The organism is Oceanisphaera avium, from assembly GCF_002157875.1.
In the GTDB taxonomy this organism is placed as follows: Bacteria; Pseudomonadota; Gammaproteobacteria; order Enterobacterales; family Aeromonadaceae; genus Oceanimonas; species Oceanimonas avium.
Map to the genome: position 1 here is coordinate 362985 of NZ_CP021376.1, position 15071 is coordinate 378055.

The following is a 15071-nucleotide window of genomic DNA, read 5'->3' on the forward strand; positions in this document are numbered from 1 at the left end:
AGCGACTTTTTGCATTTTGCTTAGGCATATCAAGTCTGATGGTATGGCCTTGGCTGCCAAGCCCAGACACTTGGCTATGGCTCGCTTGCTTAATTGTAGTGAGTGGGCGGCGCAGGGCGCTAGCCTGTTTTTTATTAGGGCTAATGTGGGCAATCTGCTTTAGCCATTGGCAACTCTCTTGGCTGCAATATCCCACTTTATTTACTCGTAGCCAAATTATTGTCGCACAAGTCGATGCGCTGCATTCGACTCGCCCTCATCATAGTCAGCTAATTGTCAGGCTCAGCCACCTGAATGGTCAAGCTCTTTCCCCTAAACCCAAAGTGTTACTTAACTGGCAAAGTCAGCAACCCTCGCCCAAAAATGGCCAAGTTATCCAAAGTGTGGCGCGTTTACGCCTGCCTCATGGTCTTCATAATCCTGGCACCTTCGCTTCGAGTCGCTGGCTATTGGGCCAAGGGGTAACTGCCCAAGCGAGCATTAGCGGGGTATTAAGTGCTTCTGCGCCTGCCCCCAATGAAGGCGTGCGGGCGAGGGCCGTAAAGGCATTACGAGAGCATACGCAACATTTAGCCGCCCAGCCTTGGATTTTGGCACTAACAGTAGGAGATAGAAGTGGGCTAACGAGGGGTGATTGGGAGCTGTTACGGGGCTTAGGGATTAGTCATTTATTTGCTATTTCTGGCTTACATATTGGCTTGGTCGCGGCACTGGGCTTATTAGTCGGGCGCTTAACAGGGCGGCGTTGGTTAGCCGGCTTACTCGCAGTGGCATTGGCGCTTATTTATGCTTGGCTGGCCGGTTTTTCTGTGCCTACACAGCGGGCATTATTAATGTTGGTACTATGGCTAGGTATTTGGCTATGGGGGCGATTTTGGAGTGGGTGGCGCATTTTATTAGCCACTTGCACGCTGTTGTTAAGTGTTCAACCTTGGTTAGTACTTAATCAAGGCTTTTGGTTATCGGTGGTAGCGGTGTCGGCCATATTAGCCTTAGCCGCATGGCAAAAAACACGCAGTTTATGGCGTTTACAACTGGGGCTGAGCTTATTATTGCTGCCTTTAGTGATGTTAATATTTGGCGGATTAAGCTGGTTATCTTTACCCGTAAATTGGTTATTAATTCCTCTTTTTAGTGTGCTATTAATGCCTTTATTGCTAATGGCGGCGCTTTTATTAGCGCCTGCCCCCTTATTAAGTCATGCTTTGTTTTGGCTAGTAGATTTTTTACTTCACCACCTAATGAGCTTACTGCAGGCGCTTCATACTTTAGCATCGCCGTGGTTATGGCTAACCGAGGCGCAACTAGGGCTGATACTCGCGCTCTTATTATTGCCATTTTTGCTGCTGCCACGAGCGCGCAGTATCAGTATCTTAGGGATAACGGTGGCTTTATTAGCGCAATGGCCAGCGCCTCATTGGCAAGTGCGAGTGCTGGATGTGGGGCAAGGGTTATCGGTGCTAGTCACCCAAGGTAAGCAAGCGCTGCTATATGATACAGGTAATCGATTTAGCTCAGGTTTTAATATGGCTGATGCTGTTATTTTGCCGCTACTGCGCCGCCTTGGCGTGAGTGAGCTGGAATATATGGTGATCAGTCATAATGACCAAGACCATAGTGGTAATCGCGATTACTTAGCAAAAGTCTTGCCTATTAAGCATCGTTTGGGCGAGTGGCACTTGGGACAAAAGTGCCGAGCCGGGCAACACATGCAATGGGGTAGGTTGTCATTAACGATACTGTGGCCAGTGCAATTGACGGGACACAGTAATAATGACTCTTGTGTGATGCGTATTAGTGATGGCCAATTATCGGTGTTGCTCACCGGCGATATTGAAGCTCGGGCCGAATACGCGCTATTAGCAACCCAACCCTTGCTTTCATCTCAACTGTTAATCAGCCCCCATCATGGCAGTAATAGCTCCTCAACTTCAGCGTTTATTCAAGCGGTGTCGCCAAGATGGGGCGTCCATACCGCAGGTTTTAATAATCGCTGGGGCTTTCCTGGCGCTGCAGTGAAAGAGCGTTATGCTCAGCAAAATATTGAGCAATTAGTAACCGGTGAGCTAGGCATGGTGCACTTCATTAGCCAAGATGAGCAGTGGCATTTAATGACGCATCGCCGCTCGGCAGTTTGGTATCATCAGCTCAATGCTTGGTTGCAGCACACTAAACCGTTAGAATAGCGCCTTGTTTTTCAAGGTAGAGACGTTATGACCCAAGGTGCACACACTTCTTCCTGGCCGGTCCTTAAGCGATTATTGGGCTATGTGAAGGAGCGCAAGCTAGGTTTGCTGATGGCCGTGATCGGCATGGTGGGCTATGCGGCGGTGAATACCGGCTTTATTTCTGCGGTAAAACCGCTGATAGATGATGGCTTAACCGGCCAAGACCCCGCTTTTTTAAAGATGATGCCCTTTTTTATTCTAGGCATGTTTTTCCTGCAAGGTGTGTTTTCTTTTATGTCTAGCTTTTGCATGGCATGGGTAGGTAACCATGTGGTGCTGTCTTTACAAAAGCAGGTGTTTAGTAAGTTAATGACGATGCCAGTGGCGTTTTTTGATCGCCACAACAGTGGCAATTTATTATCAAAAGTCACCTACGATGCCTCGCAAGTCTCTGCTGCAGCCAGCTCAACGTTAGTGACTATTGTACGCGAAGGGGCGACCGTTATCGGTTTGCTGGCCATGATGTTTTATTATTCTTGGCAGCTATCCTTGGTATTTTTTATTGTAGGGCCCATTGTGGGAGTGATGATCGCTGTGATCAGTCGCCGCTTTCGCCGCTTAAGTCGTGGCATGCAAGATGCCATGGGTAATATCACCAGCAATACCGAACAAATGCTAAAAGGCCATAAAGAAGTATTAATGTTTAATGGCCAAAAAGTTGAAGCAGACCGCTTTCATGGGGTGAGTAATGCGGTGCGCCAGCAAAATATGAAAATGGTGGCCACCGATGCCACAGGAACGTCACTGGTACAGCTCATTGCATCTACGGCGTTAGCGGCGTTGATTTTTATGGCCAACGTCGATGGCATGCAAGACAAAATCACACCCGGCACTTTTATTGCGGTATTGGGTGCGATGTTAATGCTAATGCGCCCTTTAAAAAGTCTTACCCAAGTGAACTCGGCGTATCAGCGCGGTATTGCCGCCAGCCAAAGTTTATTTGGCTTGTTAGACTCTGAGGGAGAAGTAGACACGGGTACGCGCAGCCTAACTCGTGCAAGCGGTAATTTGGAGTTTGATAACGTCAGCTTTGGCTATCCTAACAAAGAAACGCAGGCGCTAAAAAATGTTAGTTTTACGCTCACCCCGGGTAAAACCATTGCCTTAGTGGGGCGCTCTGGTTCAGGGAAAAGTACCATCGCCAGTTTATTAACGCGTTTTTATGATATAGACCAAGGTGAAATTCGCCTTGATGGCGTAGATATACGTGACTATAAACTCAGTGATTTACGCCGCCAATTTGCTTTGGTTTCTCAGCAAGTGCACCTGTTTAACGACACTATCGCCAATAATATCGCCTATGCTGCGCAAGGCGAATACAGTCGCGAGCAAGTTATAGCAGCGGCAAAGGTGGCCTATGCTGATGAGTTTATTACTAAGCTCCCTCAAGGATATGACACTATTATTGGTGAAAATGGCGCCAGCTTATCCGGTGGTCAGCGCCAACGGATTGCCATTGCCCGTGCGCTACTGCGCAACTCTCCGTTATTAATTCTAGATGAAGCCACTTCGGCGCTCGATACCGAGTCAGAGCGCCATATTCAAGGCGCGCTAGAGGCCTTACGTAAAGATCGCACGGCACTCGTGATCGCTCACCGTTTATCTACCATCGAAAACGCCGATGAAATCTTAGTGATAGATGAGGGGCAAGTTGTAGAGCGAGGCTCTCATCTAGAGTTAATGGCCAAACAAGGCGTCTATGCCCAGTTAAGAAGCATTCAATATGGCGAGCAATAATGACCGCTTGGTATAAAGGCGCCTGGTGGCTGTGGTTGTTAGCGCCCTTTAGTGCGCTGTTTTGGCTCTTATCTGCACTGCGGCGCATGCTATATCGACTAGGTATTAAGTCGAGCTATCGAGCGCCGGTGCCGGTGATTGTGGTGGGGAATTTAAGTGTAGGTGGCAACGGTAAAACGCCAGTGGTGGTGTGGCTGGTGCAGTGGTTGCGCGCTCAAGGCTATCAGCCGGGGGTGATCAGTCGCGGCTATGGCGGTAAGAGCGCGCATTATCCGCTTAAAGTGGAGGCTACCACTTGTCCTAGTGTGGCTGGGGATGAGCCGGTGCTCATTGCTAAGCGTACTGGCTGCCCGTTAGTGGTGGGGCCAAAGCGAGGTGAGGCCGCCGCGTTATTAGCCCGCTTAGGCGCAGATATTATTATTAGTGATGATGGCTTACAGCATTATGCCTTAGCGCGAGATATTGAGCTGGTGGTGGTCGATGGCGAGCGCCGCTTTGGTAATGGCTACTTACTGCCCATGGGGCCGCTGCGTGAGCGTCCTTGGCGCCTGAAACAAGTTGACGCCATTATTAATAATGGCGGGCCGGCGCATGACCAAGAATATTTAATGACTTTAGCGCCGGGGGACTTGATTGCCGTGGGTCGTACCGCTGGGTTTGCCCCTCATCCGCCTCAGACAGTCCATGCCCTAGCCGGCATCGGCCATCCGCCGCGTTTTTTTAGCATGTTACAGCAATTGGGATTTAAACTCGCAAAATGCATTGCTTTAAGCGATCATGAGCCGGTTGCGCCTCATTTGTTACAGTCACTGGCCACCTTACCTTTGTTAGTAACCGAAAAAGATGCCGTAAAGTGGCCGCCTGAGGCAAAGAATACTTGGTATGTCCCTGTGGATGCCCACCTGCCACAGACATTTGAAGCACTGCTTTTAAGCCGACTTAAGGAGTTACATCGTGGCGATTGATGCAAAACTGGTAGAAATTATTGCCTGCCCGCTGTGCAAAGGTAAATTGCAGCTAGATCGTAATCATAACGAGCTAGTCTGTCGCTTTGACCGCTTGGCTTATCCGATTACCGAAGACATTCCGGTATTATTAGAAAATAAAGCGCGCAAATTAAGTTTGGATGAATTACCAGCATGAGTTTTGTGGTAGTGATACCGGCGCGTTTTAGCTCTACACGTTTACCGGGCAAGCCGCTCGCCGATATTCATGGTAAGCCGATGATCCAGTGGGTCGTAGAGCAGGCACAAAAAAGCCAAGCCATGAGAGTGGTGGTAGCTACCGACGATGCGCGCATTCGTGACGCATTGCGACCTTGTGCAGTGGAAGTTTGTATTACAAGTGCGCATCATGACTCCGGTACCGAGCGCTTGGCCGAAGTGGTAGAGCAGTTGGCCTTAGATGACGACGATATCGTGGTCAATGTACAAGGCGATGAACCATTGCTGCCACCTCAGCTAGTTGATCAAGTGGCGCACTTATTAGCGAACAGCACCGCACCCATGGCCACTTTGTGCACGCCGATTGAGAGCGTTAATGAGTTGAATGACATTAATGTGGTGAAAGTGGTGCAAAGTGCCAGCGGCCATGCTTTATATTTTAGCCGTGCGCCAATACCTTTTGAGCGTGATGCCAATGAGCCGCCTGACTTAAGCCAGTGTCGACGTCATATTGGTATTTATGCGTATCGTGCCGGCTTTATTCGTCGTTATTTGGCGTTACCTGTTAGCCCGTTAGAGCAGCTAGAAAAACTCGAACAGCTGCGCGTATTGTGGCACAGCGAGTCCATTGCTATCAGTGATGCCTGTACTCGCCCTCAGCCTGGCGTAGATACCCCTGCCGATTTAGACGCCGTGCGTCAATTGTTAGTGGGTCACGCCCGCTAATTTCGCACTACCAATAGGCGTAACTTATAGCAAGTGGCGCGTATTTTCATTTTATTAATAAGTAATAAAGGGGCGTTGTGCCCCGAGGTTATGGCGATTAAACGCCACATCAAACATTTTTGAGGAATATTATGATTACCCTGGGTGAATACATCATTAAGAATCAAGCTGACTACCCCAGCGCTACCGGCGAATTATCGTCTTTATTGTCTTCTATTCGTCGCGCCGCCAAAATTGTAAACCGCGAAATTAATCGCGCCGGTTTAGTGACCGATATTATCGGCGGTAGCAATGGCAGCGAAAACGTACAGGGTGAAGTACAGCAAAAGCTGGATGTGTTTGCCAACGACATGTTTAAAAATGCGCTAGAAGCCCGTGGTGAAGTGTGTGGTATTGCTTCTGAAGAAGAAGATCACTACGTCGCTTTTGATGATGAGCGCCAAAGCAATGCGAAATACATTGTGCTGATGGACCCGCTGGATGGCTCTTCTAATATCGATGTTAACGTATCTGTGGGCACCATTTTCTCTATCTATCGTCGCGTTAGTGAGCCTGGTCAACCAGTGACTATGGATGACTTCTTACAACCGGGTGTTAACCAAGTAGCCGCCGGTTATGTGGTGTACGGCTCTTCCACCATGTTGGTGTATACCACAGGTAACGGCGTTCACGGCTTTACTTATGACCCGACTCTGGGCTCATTTTGCTTGTCTCATGAGAATATCCGTATTCCGGAGCAAGGCTATATTTATTCTATTAACGAAGGTAACTATATTCGCTTCCCTGAAGGCGTGAAAAAATACCTGAAATTCTGTCAAGAAAAAGATGAGTCGAGCAAGCGTCCTTATAGCTCACGTTATATTGGCTCTTTAGTATCTGACTTTCATCGCAATATGCTTAAAGGCGGCATTTATATTTATCCGTCTGGCACCAATTCGCCAAATGGCAAGTTGCGCTTATTGTATGAATGCAACCCATTAGCCTTTATGGCTGAGCAAGCCGGTGGTAAAGCTACCGATGGCTTCCGTCGTATTATGGAAATTAAGCCTACTGAATTGCACCAGCGCACGCCGTATTTTGTTGGCTCCATCGACATGGTTAATAAAGCAGATGAAATGATGGCTGAATTTTCTAGCCATGAAAAAGCCTAAACCCGTGTTGGGGGCCTAGCGCCTGGCTAAAAATAAAACACCGAGCCCTTACCGGCTCGGTGTTTTTGTTTGTACTGCCCGTTTAAATACTAAACTTAAGGACGGGTTGGCCACCGAACTACACGAAAAAGTGCTAAGTTTAGGGCTGTTTCCTAGCCAATAAAAAAGCCGACTTACAGTCGGCTTTTTAGCTAGCAACTAGCACGAGTGGCGGTTATTTTTCAACGTGAGTATGAAAATCCCGCTCGGCGGCACCGGTATAAAGCTGGCGCGGACGGCCGATCTTTTGCTTAGGATCTGACATCATCTCATTCCAGTGTGACATCCAACCTACGGTACGCGACAGCGCAAAAATCACGGTAAACATACTGGTTGGAATACCGACGGCTTTTAAGACGATGCCCGAGTAGAAGTCGACATTAGGATACAGCTTGCGCTCTACAAAGTAGGGGTCAGAAAGGGCGATGCGCTCTAACTCCATAGCCACGTCTAATAGTGGATCTTCAATTTTAAGATCATCTAACACTTCATGACAGGTATCGCGCATGACAGTGGCTCGGGGATCAAAGTTTTTATAGACCCGATGGCCAAAGCCCATTAAACGAAACGGATCATCTTTATCTTTAGCGCGCTCGATAAACTCAGGAATTCTATCCACTGAGCCAATCTCTTCTAGCATCATCAAGCAGGCCTCGTTTGCACCGCCATGAGCCGGCCCCCACAAGGAAGCAATGCCCGCAGCAATACAAGCAAAAGGATTAGCCCCACTCGAGCCGGCTAAGCGCACGGTAGAGGTAGAGGCGTTTTGCTCATGATCCGCATGCAAGGTAAAGATGCGATCCATAGCGCGCTCAACAATGGGATTCACTTTATATTCTTCGCAAGGAATGGCAAACATCATCTGTAAGAAGTTGCCGGCATAACTTAAGTCATTGCGTGGGTAAATAAAGGGTTGCCCAATGGAGTATTTATACGCCATAGCGGCGATGGTTGGCAGCTTCGCAATCATACGATGTGCGGCGGTTTCTCGGTGCGACTGGTCGGTAATATCCATGGGATCATGGTAAAACGCCGATAAGCCGGCAATGACGCCACAGACCACTGACATGGGGTGAGCATCGCGACGATAGCCTTTAAAGAAAGATGACAGCTGCTCATGCACCATGGTGTGGCGCATAATGAGTCGCTGAAACTCCTCGTACTGCTTAGCCGTAGGTGCCTCGCCGTACAGAAGCAAGTAGCACACTTCAAGATAGTTGGCATTTTCTGCCAGCTGGTCGATAGGGTAGCCGCGATAGAGCAAGATACCTTTCTCACCATCTATATAGGTAATGTCGGACTGGCAGGATGCCGTTGCCATAAAACCAGGGTCGTAGGTAAAGTAGCCATGTGAGCCTAGTGTGCTGATATCGATCACATCATAACCAGCAGTGCCAGACAGAATAGGAAGCTCAATCGCTTCTTGTCCGGGCAAATGCAGAGTGGCCTTTTGGTCAGCCATAGCACGTCTCCTTCGCTTTTTTATAATAGGTCCGCAGGTAGGTATTTTTACATAGTTTGCGCCGATGTTTAACTATTAATGCATTCTGCGGTGCGCGCACATTGAAAACAGAAGTATGGTTCAAAGTCAATTTAGCACCACTTCGCTTGCCTAGCACTTAAGTCGTAGTGGGATCGGCTTTACAGATTTGGTAATTGGATCAAGGCCTTCGTTGTAATTCCACAGAGTGCTTCTTATACTGGCTCACGAGGATACACGAAGCTGTAGTGAGAGTTTAGCTAAGCGTAAAGCGATATTTTTACATGCTAAAATCGAAACCGCTTAATATAAAAATCTGTTTAGCATCCTCATTTCGTGTATCTGGGCTGTGTTTATTACAACAATAACTAACGAGCTCAATGGAGCCAAGTGGGCCAGACCGTGACTAAAAAACAGAGACCTGTACACCTCGATTTACGGACTATTCGCCAACCTGTCGCTGCAATCGCATCAATTCTGCACCGGGTTTCCGGCGTTATTACCTTATTTGCACTCGCTATTCTCTTATGGCTACTCAGTTATTCGCTCTCATCAGAGGCCGGATTCCTGAAAGTCGTGGATATAGTAGACGGCTTTTTCGTCTGGTTTATCCTGTGGGGAATATTAACCGCATTGGCTTATCACATAGTGGGTGGTATTCGCCATATGATTATGGACTTAGGCTATTGTTCAGAGCTTGAAACGGGTGCACTGAGTGCCAAGGTGGCCTTAGGTGTAACGGCCTTCTTATCAGTGCTAGCGGGGATAATGGTATGGTAAGAAATATGGCAAGCATTGGCCGCTCGGGCACGCACGACTTTATGTTGCTGCGTGTTACAGCGGTGATCATGACTTTATACACCCTCTATTTAGTGGGATTTATTGCGTTTAATGACATCACTTACCCTGTTTGGCTGAACTTTTTTGCTAAAACCTCAACGAAAGTGTTTACGCTACTGGCGCTACTAAGTGTGTTAATTCACGCTTGGATAGGGGCCTGGCAGGTGCTATCCGACTATGTAAAATGTGCGCTGTTACGCGGTGTATTACAAGGCGGGATAGTGGTGTTGCTGCTGGTTTATGTGCTGACCGGTGTTGTCGTATTGTGGGGTGTATAAGTTGACTATTTCAATTCGCGAATATGATGCCGTGGTTATCGGCGCAGGTGGCGCAGGCATGCGTGCCGCCTTGCAAATAGCCGAATCTGGCAAAAGTTGCGCACTGCTGTCTAAAGTGTTTCCAACTCGCTCTCATACCGTGTCAGCACAAGGGGGCATAACGGTTGCCCTTGGCAATACCCATGAAGATAACTGGGAATGGCACATGTATGACACCGTAAAGGGCTCCGATTATATCGGTGACCAAGACGCTATTGAGTTTATGTGTCAAAGTGGCCCTGAAGCGGTATTAGAATTGGAGAAAATGGGCTTACCTTTTTCTCGATTAGATAACGGTAAAATCTATCAACGTCCTTTCGGCGGCCAGTCCCTCAATTTTGGGGGTGAACAAGCCGCTCGCACTGCCGCCGCGTCAGACCGTACCGGTCATGCGCTATTGCATACTCTTTATCAGCAAAACGTTAAACACAAAACCACCGTGTTCTCTGAATGGTATGCGCTGGATTTGGTAAAAAATGCTGATGGCGATATCGTTGGCTGCACCGCCATTGATATTGAAACCGGTGAGTTGGTGTATTTTAAAGCCAAGGCCACCATCTTAGCTACCGGCGGCGCGGGGCGTATTTATCAGTCAACGACCAACGCGCACATTAATACCGGCGACGGCATTGGCATGGCGATTCGTGCCGGTGTGCCGTTGCAAGATATGGAAATGTGGCAATTTCACCCCACCGGCATTGCCGGTGCCGGTACTTTGGTGACCGAAGGTTGCCGAGGCGAGGGGGGGTATTTATTAAATAAAGATGGCGAGCGCTTTATGGAGCGTTATGCGCCGAACGCCAAAGACTTAGCGAGCCGAGATGTAGTAGCGCGCTCCATGATGATTGAGATCCGTGAGGGTCGTGGTTTTGATGGTCCCTTAGGGCCGCACTTAAAGCTAAAACTCGATCATCTCGGTAAAGACGTATTAGAGTCGCGCTTGCCGGGAATTTGTGAATTATCTCGCACCTTTGCTCACGTAGACCCCGTCCATGAGCCGATTCCGGTTATTCCTACCTGTCACTATATGATGGGTGGCATTCCGACCAACGTACATGGCCAAGCGCTGACCACAGATGAAAATGGCAAAGACATGCCGATAAAAGGCTTGTTTGCGGTAGGTGAAGTGGCGTGTGTATCGGTGCATGGTGCTAACCGCTTAGGCGGTAACTCTTTACTGGACTTAGTGGTCTTTGGCCGTGCAGTGGGGCGCCATTTAATTGAAGCGCTAGCCGAGTTAGGTGAAGTTCAAGACGCCACCGAGGCAGAAATAGACGCAGCGCTGGTCCGTTATAACCGTTGGGAAAATAATCGTGACGGCGAGGATCCGGTACAAATTAAGAAAGACCTACAAGAGTGCATGCAACATAACTTTTCGGTATTTCGTGAAGGCGCGGCTATGGCCGAGGGCTTAGAAGAGCTTAAAAAAATTCGCGAGCGTTTGCACAATGCCCGCTTAGACGATACCAGCCGAGACTTTAACACCCAGCGTATCGAGTGTTTAGAGCTGGATAATCTAATGGAAACTGCCTACGCCACCGCAGTGGCAGCCAACTTTCGTACCGAAAGTCGCGGCGCGCATTCGCGCTTTGATTTCCCAGATCGTGATGATGCCAACTGGCTTTGCCATTCTTTATACAGCCCGATAACCGAGTCGATGAGCACACGTGCGGTGAATTTATCACCCAATCATCGTGAGGCGTTTGAGCCAAAAGCGCGGACTTATTAAGGGAGCCAACAAGATGCAAGTCACTATTTCGGTTTATCGTTATAACCCAGAAACAGATGCCAAGCCGTACATGAAAGACTATCAGCTGGAAGTCGAGCAAGGCTCAGACATGATGGTCTTGGATGCACTGTTGGCCTTAAAAACCCAAGATCCTAGCTTATCGTTTCGCCGCTCCTGCCGTGAAGGGGTGTGTGGCTCCGATGGCATGAACATGAATGGTAAAAATGGTTTGGCCTGTATTACGCCGCTATCGAGCCTATTAAAGCAAGATAATAAGGTGGTAATACGTCCCTTGCCAGGACTACCGGTAGTGCGAGATTTGGTGATTGACTTAAGCCAGTTTTACACGCAATGGGAAAAGGTTAAGCCCTTTTTAATCGCCGATGAAAAAGTGCCACCGGCGCGGGAGCATTTACAAACGCCGGCAGAGCGGGCCAAGTTAGATGGCCTTTATGAGTGCATTCTTTGTGCTTGTTGCTCGACTGCTTGTCCATCGTTTTGGTGGAATCCGGATAAATTTATCGGTCCGGCCGGATTATTGGCCGCCTATCGTTGGTTGGCTGACAGCCGCGATACCGGTACTGAAGAGCGTTTATCTGAGCTTGATGATGCCTTTAGTGTCTTTCGCTGTCATACCATTATGAACTGTACTGATGTGTGCCCTAAAGGCCTAAACCCCAGTAAGGCCATCGGTAATATTAAGTCGATGTTGCTCAAACGGGCGGTTTAGTGTTACCTCTAAAGGTCAACAAGCGCTAGTTATTGATAAATAAGGGCCGCTCACGCGGGCGGCTTAACTCGACACCCCAGACAGTGACCCTGTCGAGACGTTATAAAGGGATAAAAATGCACAATGGCGTTATGCAAGCCTGGCTGAAGTCCTCTTACCTGGCCGGTGCCAATGCGACCTATGTTGAAGACCTTTACGAATCATATTTAGCCGATCCTGAGTCGGTACCTGAGCAGTGGCAAACGGTGTTTAGCGAGTTGCCACCGCTACAGGGTAACGTAGAGGATCAGCCTCATTCACAGGTAAGAGATTATTTTCGCCGACTGGCTAAAGACACCTCCCGTTACGCCACGCCCGTCAGTGATCCTCATACCGATGCCAAGCAAGTTAAAGTTTTACAGCTAATCAACGCTTATCGGTTTCGTGGTCATCAAAATGCCAATTTAGACCCGCTTAATCTGTGGGGGCGCAAAAAAGTCGCCGAACTCGATCCCGCCTTTCATAATCTGACCGGTTCAGACTTAGACGCTACTTTTAACGTGGGCTCCTACGCTATTGGCCAAGAGACCATGGTCTTAAAAGACTTAGTGGCCGCGCTAAAGCAAACCTATTGTGGTCCTGTCGGTGCAGAATACATGCACATCACCAGTACTCGAGAAAAGCGCTGGATCCAAAGCCAATTAGAGCCGGTAGTTGGCCAGCCTAAATTTAGCGATGCCGATAAGCTGCGGTTTTTAGATAGTTTAAATGCCGCCGAAGGTCTTGAAAAATACCTAGGCGCTAAATTTCCTGGTGCCAAACGCTTCTCTCTAGAAGGCGGCGATGCCTTAGTGCCCATGACCAAAGAGCTGATCCGCCGCTTTGGTGAGCATGGCGGTAAAGAAGTGGTGATTGGCATGGCGCACCGCGGTCGCTTAAATATGCTGGTCAACGTATTAGGTAAGCGTCCCCAAGATTTATTTGATGCCTTTGCCGGTAAATATGATGTGCAAAGCTCAGGCGACGTTAAATACCACATGGGCTTTAGCTCAGACTTTGAAACCCCTGGTGGCAGTGTGCACTTGGCGCTTGCCTTTAACCCCTCCCATCTAGAAATTGTTAATCCGGTGGTCATCGGCTCAGTGCGCGCGCGCATGGACCGGTTATCAAACCCAGATGGTCGCCAAGTGTTGCCCATTACTATTCATGGTGACTCGGCCTTTGCCGGCCAGGGGGTAGTGGCAGAAACCTTTAATATGTCGCAAACCCGCGGTTATGGCGTTGGCGGTACAGTACGTATCGTGATCAATAACCAAGTGGGCTTTACTACTTCTAATCCTAAAGACACCCGCTCCACTGAATACTGTACCGATATTGCAAAAATGGTGCAGGCGCCGATTTTTCATGTGAATGCCGACGATCCCGAAGCGGTTATTCAAGTTACGCAGCTGGCGCTAGATTATCGCAATGAGTTTGGACGCGATGTGGTGATCGACTTAGTGTGTTATCGCCGTCATGGCCATAACGAAGCCGATGAGCCCAGTGCCACTCAGCCTTTAATGTATAAAAAAATTAAGCAACACCCGACACCGCGTAAGATTTATGCAGATAAGTTGATCGCAAATGGCACCATTAGTGCTGAAGACACTACCGTCATGATTAACGAGTATCGCGATGCGCTAGATGGTGGAGAGTGTGTGGTCAAAGAATGGCGCGCCACTGATAACATCACTGTGAACTGGGCGCCGTATTTACACCATGAATGGGATATGAAGTATGACGATAATTTGTCATTAGAGGCGCTTAAATCCTTAGCCGAGCGTGTTACCGATTATCCAGAAAGTCATACTTTGCAGCGCCAAGTGGCGCGAATTTATGAAGATCGTAAATTAATGGCTAAAGGTGAAAAGCTCGCCGATTGGGGCTTTGCTGAAGTGCTGGCTTATGCCACTTTGTGTGATCAAGGCTATGAAGTGCGCTTAACTGGGCAAGACTCAGGGCGCGGCACTTTCTTCCATCGTCATGCGGTATTGCATAACCAAAAAGACGCCAGTACTTATACGCCGCTATGCCATCTTTCTAAAGACCAAGGCCAGTTTCAGGTATTTGACTCAGTATTGAGTGAAATGTCAGTGATGGCCTTTGAATATGGTTATGCCACCGCCGAGCCCGATGGCTTAACCATTTGGGAAGCACAGTTTGGTGATTTTGCTAACGGCGCTCAGGTGGTGATTGACCAGTTTGTTAGCTCAGGCGAGCAAAAGTGGGGGCGCATGTGTGGTTTAACGCTCTTGCTGCCTCATGGTTATGAAGGGCAAGGCCCAGAGCACTCTAGTGCGCGCTTAGAGCGGTTCTTACAGTTGTGTGCAGAGCACAATATGCAAGTGGTGATCCCCACCACCCCCGCCCAAGTGTTTCATATGCTACGCCGCCAAGTATTGCGCCCCATGCGCCGGCCATTAATTGTGATGTCGCCTAAGTCGTTATTGCGCCATCCTCTGGCGGTGTCCGATCTTGAAACACTGGCTAGCGGCACTTTCTTAAACGCAATTGGTGAAATAGATGATCTGGATCCCAAAGGTGTGAAGCGTGTGGTGCTGTGCTCAGGCAAGGTGTATTACGATTTGTTAGAAGCCAGACGCAAGAATGAACAAACCGATGTGGCCATTATCCGAATTGAGCAGCTCTATCCCTTCCCCCAAGAAGAAGTGGCGGCTATTTTTGAAGACTACCAACATGTAACGGATTTTGTTTGGTGCCAAGAAGAGCCACAAAACCAAGGCGCTTGGTATTGTAGCCAGCATCATTTCCGGGCCGCTATTCCTGCAGACGCTAAATTGCGTTATGCCGGACGTGACGCATCGGCCTCACCGGCAGTGGGTTACACCTCTGTTCACTTAAAACAACAAAAAGCGCTAGTCGAAGACGCACTGACGCTGAATGCCTAACGCA

The 15071-nt window shown here is 48.7% G+C and carries 12 protein-coding genes; 11 read left to right on the forward strand and 1 reads right to left on the reverse strand.

What is annotated here, in order from left to right; translation table 11 throughout:
* Positions 1-38 precede the first annotated feature (38 nt).
* The 6 genes from CBP12_RS01715 (at position 39) to fbp (ending at position 7005) form a co-directional block, all read left to right on the forward strand.
* Positions 39-2186 carry a DNA internalization-related competence protein ComEC/Rec2 gene (locus CBP12_RS01715; protein ID WP_232455108.1) on the forward strand — a complete coding sequence of 716 codons (2148 nt, stop codon included), beginning with the start codon at positions 39-41 and terminating at the stop codon, positions 2184-2186.
* Positions 2187-2213: 27 nt separating this feature from the next.
* Positions 2214-3965, forward strand: a complete 1752-nt coding sequence (gene msbA, locus CBP12_RS01720; protein ID WP_086962372.1) for a lipid A ABC transporter ATP-binding protein/permease MsbA — start codon at positions 2214-2216, stop codon at positions 3963-3965.
* A complete protein-coding gene (gene lpxK / locus CBP12_RS01725; RefSeq protein ID WP_086962374.1) occupies positions 3965-4930 on the forward strand; it encodes a tetraacyldisaccharide 4'-kinase in 966 nt (321 codons plus the stop codon). The genes msbA and lpxK overlap by 1 nt, the downstream gene beginning before the upstream one ends.
* Positions 4920-5108 carry a Trm112 family protein gene (locus CBP12_RS01730; protein ID WP_086962376.1) on the forward strand — a complete coding sequence of 63 codons (189 nt, stop codon included), beginning with the start codon at positions 4920-4922 and terminating at the stop codon, positions 5106-5108. Before lpxK ends, CBP12_RS01730 begins: the two co-directional genes overlap by 11 nt.
* On the forward strand, positions 5105-5854 hold the full coding sequence (gene kdsB / locus CBP12_RS01735) for a 3-deoxy-manno-octulosonate cytidylyltransferase (RefSeq protein WP_086962378.1): 750 nt from the start codon (positions 5105-5107) through the stop codon (positions 5852-5854). Before CBP12_RS01730 ends, kdsB begins: the two co-directional genes overlap by 4 nt.
* 119 nt (positions 5855-5973) lie before the next feature.
* Positions 5974-7005, forward strand: a complete 1032-nt coding sequence (gene fbp / locus CBP12_RS01740; RefSeq protein ID WP_086962379.1) for a class 1 fructose-bisphosphatase — start codon at positions 5974-5976, stop codon at positions 7003-7005.
* 214 nt (positions 7006-7219) lie between these two features.
* Here fbp and CBP12_RS01745 read toward each other — a convergent pair whose 3' ends face one another.
* Positions 7220-8506, reverse strand: coding sequence for a citrate synthase (locus tag CBP12_RS01745; protein WP_086962381.1), 1287 nt, complete (start codon positions 8504-8506; stop codon positions 7220-7222).
* A gap of 420 nt (positions 8507-8926) precedes the next feature.
* On the opposite strand from CBP12_RS01745, the gene sdhC reads away from it, so the two are divergent.
* The 5 genes from sdhC (at position 8927) to sucA (ending at position 15067) form a co-directional block, all read left to right on the forward strand.
* Positions 8927-9304 carry a succinate dehydrogenase cytochrome b556 subunit gene (gene sdhC, locus CBP12_RS01750; protein ID WP_408634963.1) on the forward strand — a complete coding sequence of 126 codons (378 nt, stop codon included), beginning with the start codon at positions 8927-8929 and terminating at the stop codon, positions 9302-9304.
* The gene (gene sdhD / locus CBP12_RS01755; protein WP_086962385.1) at positions 9298-9642 is read left to right on the forward strand and encodes a succinate dehydrogenase, hydrophobic membrane anchor protein; all 345 of its coding nucleotides are present in this window, start codon (positions 9298-9300) and stop codon (positions 9640-9642) included. The genes sdhC and sdhD overlap by 7 nt, the downstream gene beginning before the upstream one ends.
* Before the next feature lies 1 nt (position 9643).
* On the forward strand, positions 9644-11410 hold the full coding sequence (gene sdhA / locus CBP12_RS01760) for a succinate dehydrogenase flavoprotein subunit (RefSeq protein ID WP_086962388.1): 1767 nt from the start codon (positions 9644-9646) through the stop codon (positions 11408-11410).
* A 13-nt stretch (positions 11411-11423) separates the two neighbouring features.
* Positions 11424-12140 (forward strand): succinate dehydrogenase iron-sulfur subunit, encoded by a 717-nt coding sequence (locus CBP12_RS01765; protein WP_086962390.1) that lies wholly within the window; start codon positions 11424-11426, stop codon positions 12138-12140.
* Between the two features lie 116 nt (positions 12141-12256).
* Positions 12257-15067 carry a 2-oxoglutarate dehydrogenase E1 component gene (gene sucA / locus CBP12_RS01770; RefSeq protein ID WP_086962392.1) on the forward strand — a complete coding sequence of 937 codons (2811 nt, stop codon included), beginning with the start codon at positions 12257-12259 and terminating at the stop codon, positions 15065-15067.
* Positions 15068-15071 lie beyond the last annotated feature (4 nt).

Bases quoted from the DNA above. Each gene is read 5' to 3' on its own strand.
- CBP12_RS01715 (WP_232455108.1), top strand. From the start codon at position 39: ATGGTATGGCCTTGGCTGCCAAGCCCAGACACTTGGCTATGGCTCGCT.
- msbA (WP_086962372.1), top strand. From the start codon at position 2,214: ATGACCCAAGGTGCACACACTTCTTCCTGGCCGGTCCTTAAGCGATTA.
- lpxK (WP_086962374.1), top strand. From the start codon at position 3,965: ATGACCGCTTGGTATAAAGGCGCCTGGTGGCTGTGGTTGTTAGCGCCC.
- kdsB (WP_086962378.1), top strand. From the start codon at position 5,105: ATGAGTTTTGTGGTAGTGATACCGGCGCGTTTTAGCTCTACACGTTTA.
- CBP12_RS01745 (WP_086962381.1), bottom strand. From the start codon at position 8,506: ATGGCTGACCAAAAGGCCACTCTGCATTTGCCCGGACAAGAAGCGATT.
- sdhD (WP_086962385.1), top strand. From the start codon at position 9,298: ATGGTAAGAAATATGGCAAGCATTGGCCGCTCGGGCACGCACGACTTT.
- CBP12_RS01765 (WP_086962390.1), top strand. From the start codon at position 11,424: ATGCAAGTCACTATTTCGGTTTATCGTTATAACCCAGAAACAGATGCC.
- sucA (WP_086962392.1), top strand. From the start codon at position 12,257: ATGCACAATGGCGTTATGCAAGCCTGGCTGAAGTCCTCTTACCTGGCC.